This window comes from Tunicatimonas sp. (assembly GCF_049647865.1).
Taxonomy (GTDB): domain Bacteria; phylum Bacteroidota; class Bacteroidia; order Cytophagales; family Cyclobacteriaceae; genus Tunicatimonas.
Genome location: NZ_JBARYM010000651.1, coordinates 1 through 7,741, shown reverse-complemented (window position 1 = coordinate 7,741; position 7,741 = coordinate 1). Strand labels below are relative to the sequence as shown.

The window sequence follows — 7,741 nt, the reverse complement described above, 5'->3', positions numbered from 1 at the left end:
TGGTTGATCCTGATAATCGTCGCGCAGTAGACTACTCATCTCGCACGTATTTGCTTAAGAAGTTCGTTCAAAACACTGATACGTTAGCTAATGCGCAACAGTTAGCCGCTAACCCTGATGATCCGGCCATTAAAATGTATACCCTTTATCGTAGTTTACAATTGCGGCAGCGGTGGCCTGCACTATTTTCTGAAAGCTACTATCAGCCCCTGCACGTTACGGGGGAATATGCGTCTCATATATTAGCATTTTTACGACGTCACCAAGACCGCTTTGTAATTACTGTAATCCCACGAGAAATTATCCAGCTACTACCGGAAGGTTCGGATTTTCTGTTAAGCGAACAATGGGGCGATACTGCCGTAGCAATTCCTGACTTGCCCCCCGACTTTTGGAAAAATGAATTTACTGGTGAGATTCTTCATCGTTCGGGGGCATCTCTTCCAATTTCTACTATCTTACAACATTTTCCGGTAGCCATTATAACTAACCATCAACCATGATTACCCAACGGCGGAGCGGCGTTCTACTACATATCACTTCTTTACCTTCAGCACACGGCATTGGCAATCTAGGCCCCGAAGCCTATCGTTTTGCCGACTTTATGCAACGCAGTGGCCTAACTTATTGGCAAATTCTTCCATTAAATCCGGTAGATCAGGGAAGTGGCTTCTCCCCTTACAGTGGTCTTTCGGCTTTTGCAGGAAATCCGCTACTCATTAGCCCGGAGTCTCTAACGAAAGATCGTCTTCTGCGAAAAGAAGAGGTTAAAGTAACTACCCGTTTTCCGGAAGCCAAAGTAGAATTTGAAAAAGTAGTACCCGATATTTGCATCTGGCTGGAACTCGCTTTTAATCGATTTTCTCGCAGCCGCAGTAAACGATTGCGCCAAGCTTACGAACAGTTTTGCATGTACGAGGCCGATTGGCTAGATGACTTTGCCGACTTTACCGCTTTCCGTCAGCACTTCGGTGGTAAGAGCTGGGATCAATGGCCGACGGATATTCGCGATCGTGACGTGCTGGCAATGGACGAACTAAGAGTGAAAGTACAGAAGAGCATTGATCAGACGAAGTTTGAGCAATTTATCTTTTTTCGGCAGTGGAATAGCCTGAAAGCATACTGCCACCGAAAAGGAGTTAAGTTTTTAGGTGACGTTCCATTTTATGTAGGCTACGATAGTGCCGATGTATGGGCTCACCAGGAAATTTTTAAACTCAAAAAATCTAAGCTATCTAAAGCCATTGCTGGGGTACCCCCCGACTACTTCAGTAAAACCGGGCAGCTTTGGGGTATGCCGGTATTTGATTGGAAAGAGCTTCAAAAGAAGAACTACCACTGGTGGATGCACCGCATCGGCCATAATTTAGCAATGTTTGATTTGGTTCGGTTAGATCATTTCCGAGCTTTTTCTGCTTACTGGGAAGTAGATGCTTCCGAGAAAACGGCTATCAACGGCAAATGGAAAAATGGCCCATCTGATAAGTTTTTTAAACGCTTAAAAAAGAAGCATAAAAAACTACCCATTATTGCCGAAGATTTAGGTGATATTGACCAGCCCGTTTTTGACTTGATGAATGAATTTGGTTTGCCTGGCATGAAGGTGTTGCACTTTGCTTTTGGGCCAGGTATGCCTAAAAGTAGTTATATTCTTCACCACCATGTACCCAATGCTGTGGTGTATACGGGTACTCACGATAATAATACCACTCGGGGCTGGTTCAAACGTTTAAGATCCACCGATCGGAAAAGTGTGTCAGGTTACCTTCAGCAGACCGTCACCGAACAAAATGCCGCTTATTTATTGAGTTGCTTAGCAATGCAGTCGGTTGGCAAACTTTGTGTTATTCCGATGCAGGATTTCTTAAACTTAGGAGAAGAGGCTATCATGAACCGCCCTTCTACCCCTAGTGGCAATTGGGGCTGGCGTATGAAGCCTGATGCTATCACCCCCCCGCTGGCTCGGCAGATAAAAAAAATGAATCAGCTCTACGACCGCTTACCTGAACCGATAGTGCTGAAAAAAGCTTTACGCAAATCAGCAAAGAAGAAAGCGAAATAAACTAATTGGGAAATTATACATTGCAAATTGTTCATTGCTCACTGTTAATTTTCAATGCCTTTCTACCTATTTCCGGTCACCGGTTTCTACCACTTTTACATCTTTAAACATAACCGGATTATCACTGAGTCTTAAATCCTTACCACTGGCAATGGTCACATTCTTAAGAACTACTTCTTTCGTTTTTACGTAGGGAAACTGCTCTTGATAGGATTCGTCGGTCATTTCAGTGTTGAAATTAGCAAAGATAGCCGGACCCTGATAATCTTCGGGATGGTTGGAGTCCTCAATACGAAGATTTTCAATGGTGATTCGTTCGGGCATATGACAAGTGTAGCCGAAGTCGTGCTGACCGGTATAGTGTCCGCTAATTAAACTGGCACTACTTGGTTTGCCACCATTAGGCACGAAAATACAGTCGCGAATAATAAATTCACCTTGCCAGGTACTGCCGTAGTCTGAACGGAGGTTAACTACGCTTCTTCCTCGGATGGTACTGTTTTCTACTATGAAGGTACCCGTGCCGATAGCATTAATTCCCATATGCCCTAAAGTTGAGTTGCGGATTGTGGCATTGGCTACACCCATATGCGCGTCAAATCGAGAGAGGATACAACTGTCGTAAAGTAGATTCTTACAGTAATTCGATCCTAGTATACCCCAGTAGGTTCGGTCATTAATATCGTTGGTCTGGCTACAGTTCACAAACGATACGTTTAGGGCCCGGTTTACAGAAAGATCATAAGAACCCATTGAAACCGGCTTTCCGGCCCGGCCAATAGTACGGTAGGTTTTATGCCCCGTCAGGATAGTATTTTGCACCTTCACCGATGAGCAGTCACGGATATTGATAAAGCCCCCGTAGGGTGCGCCCTGCTCCCCTTCACCCGTGATTCGATGTTCCAAACTATCAACTAGCACATTGGAACGTCTAATCGCAATGTTTCGGCTGTAGTAGGTATACTTAGAATCTTCTTGATTAGCAATCGTCGTAAACCGTCCACCGGTAATAGTTAATGTTGTTGTGTCCATAGGAAGAGCGGAAATTTCTGTAATCTGATCAAAGTTCCAAATAATCGGAGTGTTCGTATCTACGTTACCTTTTTCATCCACAACGAAAATATCAGTTTGCGGTGCACCATTGTTCTGGTTCAGCCCGTAGCGAATATAACGTCTTACCGTCGAGTCGGTAACCATAACTAAGCAAGTTTGAGGGAGAGAAGTATTAATCTTTTCCTGATTTTTCTTGAGTGAAGTGATACCCTTCGGATTGAATGGTTGCTGCCTTGAACTGATCAGAAAGACAGAAGCATTACGATTTTCTACTTCAGTATCATCAATCAGGAAAGACGCTTTACCAAAGTCGGTATCCGTTTGAATAATCGCGGCGCGTTCCTTTCCGCCTATATAGTAAGTAGCTCCCTTGTCCGCTTTTACCGGTAGCTTATTCTGATTAGCAAATGCATGGGTTGCCGCAATGGCGTCTATATCGTCAGTTTTACCATCGCCTTTAGCACCAAAATCGCTGTAATGCACAAAGCCAGTTGTTTTAAACTTGACCGCGTCTTTCGGCGATACGTTTACAAGTAACTCTCCGCTTTTGCTCGTGCGCACTTGCGTTATCTTCTTTTCAGAAGTAATCACTACCTCTTCTGAGGTATTTTTGGCTTGCCCCAGTGCCACGACCACACTGGTTAATAGGAAGTAAAATAGAAGGGAGTATTTAACCATGATTTTAGATAGCTGGTTGTTGAATAGATTACGTTACAAACTGATCATTCTCGAGCACAAACGCAAAAAAAGTATCATTGGAAAATAAGCGTTCTCTAAACCTACAAAAGTTTAAGTTTACTATCCAGCATACACATTTGATTAATGTCATTCACTGCGCCCCAGCGGTTGTTGGCTGCAAAAAACTAGTATATTCCGAATACGATAGATAATTTTGGCTTGCTGTAAACTAATAGAAGCTGACAGATTACAGTTAGTGTACTTCAATCTCAGAGCTCCATACTCCAAGTCGTGAAAACTATGCTTAGGAATCACTTTAACTCTATTCTTCGCCATTTATCTAAAAACCGAGCATACACCATAATTAATATCTCAGGACTTACCCTCGGAATAACGGCGGCATTGTTCATTTTGCAGTACGTTTATTTTGAGCTGAATTACGATACTTTTCACGAGCAAGCGGAGAATATCTACCGAGTACCCTTTGACTGGCACGCGACGGATGAGAACGGAGTGCATACCGAGGTTTATGCATCCAACGTACCGGGCTTCGGTCCTACTGCCCAACAAGAAATTCCCGAAGTAGTATCAGCTACTCGCCTGTTTCACGTACTAACGGTCGTTAGCTCGCATGTGCTGGCTTATGAAGCACCAAGTGGTGAGCGTATCAGTTTTCACGAAGAGAATGGCTTCTACACTGATTCCACCTTTTTCGATACGTTTACCTTCCCATTGCGCTACGGCAATTCGGCAACGGCCTTAACTGCGCCACGTAGTATTCTCCTTACTACTAAGCTTGCCGGAAAATATTTTGGCCCTAACTGGGAACAGCGGGTGCCGCTGGGCAAGACTATTGAAGTTAGCGGCATGCAGCAAGATCGTTTTACGGTTACTGGCATCTTGGAAGAGGTTCCGGCTAACTCGCACCTACAATTTGATTTTCTGCTTTCTTACTCTTCTTTCCGAAGTGATGCCGGTGTTAACCGAAGTTGGGCTTGGAGTCAGTGTTATACTTATCTGCGCTTAACTCCTCAAACCAGCCCCACGGTGGTAGAAGGAAAAGTCAAGACAATCATCAACAATCACTACGATTGGGAGAAAAAACCACTGATGTTCCTCCAGCCGATAACCACTATTCATCTGGATTCTAATTTGCTGTTTGAAACGGGGGTAAATGGTTCGCGCACTTCGGTTTACTTTTTGTCAGTAATCGGTATTTTCATTCTGATTATTGGGTGGATTAACTATTTGAATCTGACCTTAGCTAAGTCGATGGATCGTGCGGAAGAAGTGGGAATAAAAAAGGCGATAGGCGCCTCAAATCGACATATTATCGGTCAGTTTATTTTAGAGTCCGTTACGCTTAATACTGTTTCTTTGCTTTTGGCAATACTGCTGATTCTGACGCTGCAACCGCTGGTAGCTGAGCATTTAGGCTGGATGGCAAGCAGTATTCAAATTAATGAGCTACTTTCCTCTGATATATTCTACAAGTTCGTACTGCTGTTGCTTATAGGCAATGTTATTACAGCCTGGTATCCTGCCCGAACTATGCTGAAGGTACCGGCTATTGGCTTACAGAAAAAGGTGCGGACTACGCTCGGGCAAAGTGTTTCTGCTCAAAAAGCCTTAGTTGTTTTTCAGTACGCCGCTTCGCTAATACTCATCTTCGGTAGCTTAGTCGTGTATCGTCAGTTAGCTTTTATGCAACGGCACGACTTAGGAATGGATATCGACCAAGTATTGGTGCTAAGGACTACTCCGCAACCCGATAGCACCTATCAATCCGGGCTACAGTTCTTTCAGGATAATGTTGAGGGACTGGCCAATGTAGGAACAGTAAGTGCGGCTAACTTTGTGCCCGGCAAAGAAATCGCCCACAACCGAGGCTTAAAACGCACTGATGGTGGTACCAGACGAGGTGATAACTTCTATATGGTCCGCACAGATGAAGACTTCCTGGAAACACTACAGCTTGATCTGATCGCTGGGCGTAACTTCAGTCCCAGTTTCACCCAAAAGACTGTACAAGGCGTAGTTGTTAATGAAGCCACGGTTGATATGCTGGGCTACAATAGTCCGGAAGAGGCCCTTAATCAGCAAGTAACCGTCTTGGGGGAAAGAAACACTACTCTGGAAATCATTGGTATTGTTAAGAACTACAATCAGCAGTCATTAAATAAGCAGCCCGAATCTATTGTGCTGCGCTACACTCCGTTCGCGGCGGGCTACGTAGCTTTGCAAATTAAGTCCACCGGTGCGCTACGACAAACGATAGAGCAAGTACAGGCTGCTTGGCAACAAGCATTCCCCGGTCAGCCTTTTGACTATTTTTTCTTAGACGAATTTTTCAATCGTCAGTATTTGTCTTATCAGCAATTCAATCGCACGTTCGGAATATTTACGGCTCTGGCCATTTTTATTGCCAGTCTGGGATTGTTTGGGCTAGCCTCGTATACTGCTACCCGGCGCACCAAGGAAATTGGCATTCGCAAGGTACTGGGGGCATCCGTCAATAGCATTCTAGTACTGCTGTCGCAGGAATACATTAAACTCATTATAATCGCCTTTCTTATTGCTATGCCTATCGCCAATTACCTGTTTGCCGAATGGCTCAGTAGCTTTGCGTACCGCATTGATATTTCGTGGTGGGTCTTTGCTGCTACCGGGTTATTGATGCTCTTCATTGCCTGGCTTTCAATTAGCATTCAAACCCTGAAAGCCGCCCGGCAAAACCCGGTAGATAGTTTACGAAACGAATAATTTAATCAATGAACAATTAGCAATTTGCAGTGTGCAATTGAATGCACTTAGATATTACTACCTATAAATTGTTCAATGCGGGGCAACCCTTGATAACTGTACTTTGTTAACTGATTGAGGTTATGATAAAAAATGTAATTCTAACAGCCTACCGTAACTTCTGGAAAAATAAGACATTTACATTTATCCAAGTTGTGGGCTTATCAATCGGGCTGCTGTGCAGTCTGCTTATTTTTTTGTTTGTGTATCAGCACTATAGCACCGATACCTTTTATCCTGATGCCGACCGCATCTATCGGGTGGTGCTTGATATTCATGTCGAAGATGGCAGTATAGAATATGAACCCGGTGTCAGTCTTCCGATGCACCAAGTGTTGGCCGAGGAGTATGCCACCGTTGAGCAAGCTGGATTTTGTATGCAGTTTTATCGTGACCCACAGCTAGCAGTAACTTCAATTAGTGGCGAACTAAAACAATTTATTGAAACCGAAGGAGTAGCGTACATCAATACCGATTTTTTGCAAATATTTAACTATCAGTTCATTGAAGGAAACCCCAAGACCGCACTTACCGAACCGAACCAAGCCGTAATTACTCAGCAGCAAGCCCATAAGTATTTTTCTAATGAAAATGCTCTGGGTCAAACGATTCGCCTCAATAACCAGACTAATTTAGTGATAGTAGGAGTAGTAGAGAACCGTCCGACTAATACTGATATTAGTTTTAATGTGCTCATCTCTTTGTCTACCCTTAAAGTAGTGAGCCCTAGCTATCAAACGGAAAACTTCACCTGGATTGGTGGTAACAAATGGACTTTTGTGAAGCTAACTGACCCAAAAGAAGCTCAATCAGTTGATGAAGATTTGCCCAACTTTATTAGCAAGTACCTGGGAGATAAATTCGCTCACTGGCACTTTCATTTGCAGCCCTTAGCAGATATGCACTTCGATACTCGGTACGGGGGCACTATTCGTAAGCCTCTACTACATTTACTGAGCGGGGTAGCTATTATTATTGTACTGATTGCTTGCATCAATTTTGTCAATCTTTCCACCGCTTTAGCCCTTTCGCGATCCAAGGAGATTGGAGCACGAAAAGCTTTGGGTGGCTCTCGGTGGCAAATTTTTTGGCAGTTTATTACAGAAACCTCCCTAGTGGTAAGCTGCGCTCTGGTGCTGGTTGTAC

General features: G+C 43.9%; 4 protein-coding genes and 1 pseudogene. 4 read left to right on the top strand and 1 reads right to left on the bottom strand.

All coding sequences use genetic code 11. The features are described 5' to 3' along the window. Positions 1–503: pseudogene (locus WBA23_RS19135) on the top strand (hypothetical protein); the annotation flags it as partial. After that, positions 500–2,062 carry a 4-alpha-glucanotransferase gene (gene malQ / locus WBA23_RS19130; protein ID WP_424583885.1) on the top strand — a complete coding sequence of 521 codons (1,563 nt, stop codon included), beginning with the start codon at positions 500–502 and terminating at the stop codon, positions 2,060–2,062. The pseudogene WBA23_RS19135 and the gene malQ, both read left to right, overlap by 4 nt. Positions 2,063–2,128: 66 nt before the next feature. Here the strand turns inward: malQ and WBA23_RS19125 are convergent, their stop codons facing one another. Then, positions 2,129–3,793: a hypothetical protein gene (locus WBA23_RS19125; RefSeq protein WP_424583884.1), complete on the bottom strand. Its 1,665-nt coding sequence runs from the start codon at positions 3,791–3,793 to the stop codon at positions 2,129–2,131. A gap of 300 nt (positions 3,794–4,093) precedes the next feature. Here WBA23_RS19125 and WBA23_RS19120 point away from each other — a divergent pair, with 300 nt between their 5' ends. Further along, positions 4,094–6,556: an ABC transporter permease gene (locus WBA23_RS19120; RefSeq protein WP_424583883.1), complete on the top strand. Its 2,463-nt coding sequence runs from the start codon at positions 4,094–4,096 to the stop codon at positions 6,554–6,556. 122 nt (positions 6,557–6,678) lie between these two features. Then, a partial coding sequence (locus tag WBA23_RS19115) for an ABC transporter permease (RefSeq protein WP_424583882.1) occupies positions 6,679–7,741 on the top strand: 1,063 nt, incomplete at its 3' end.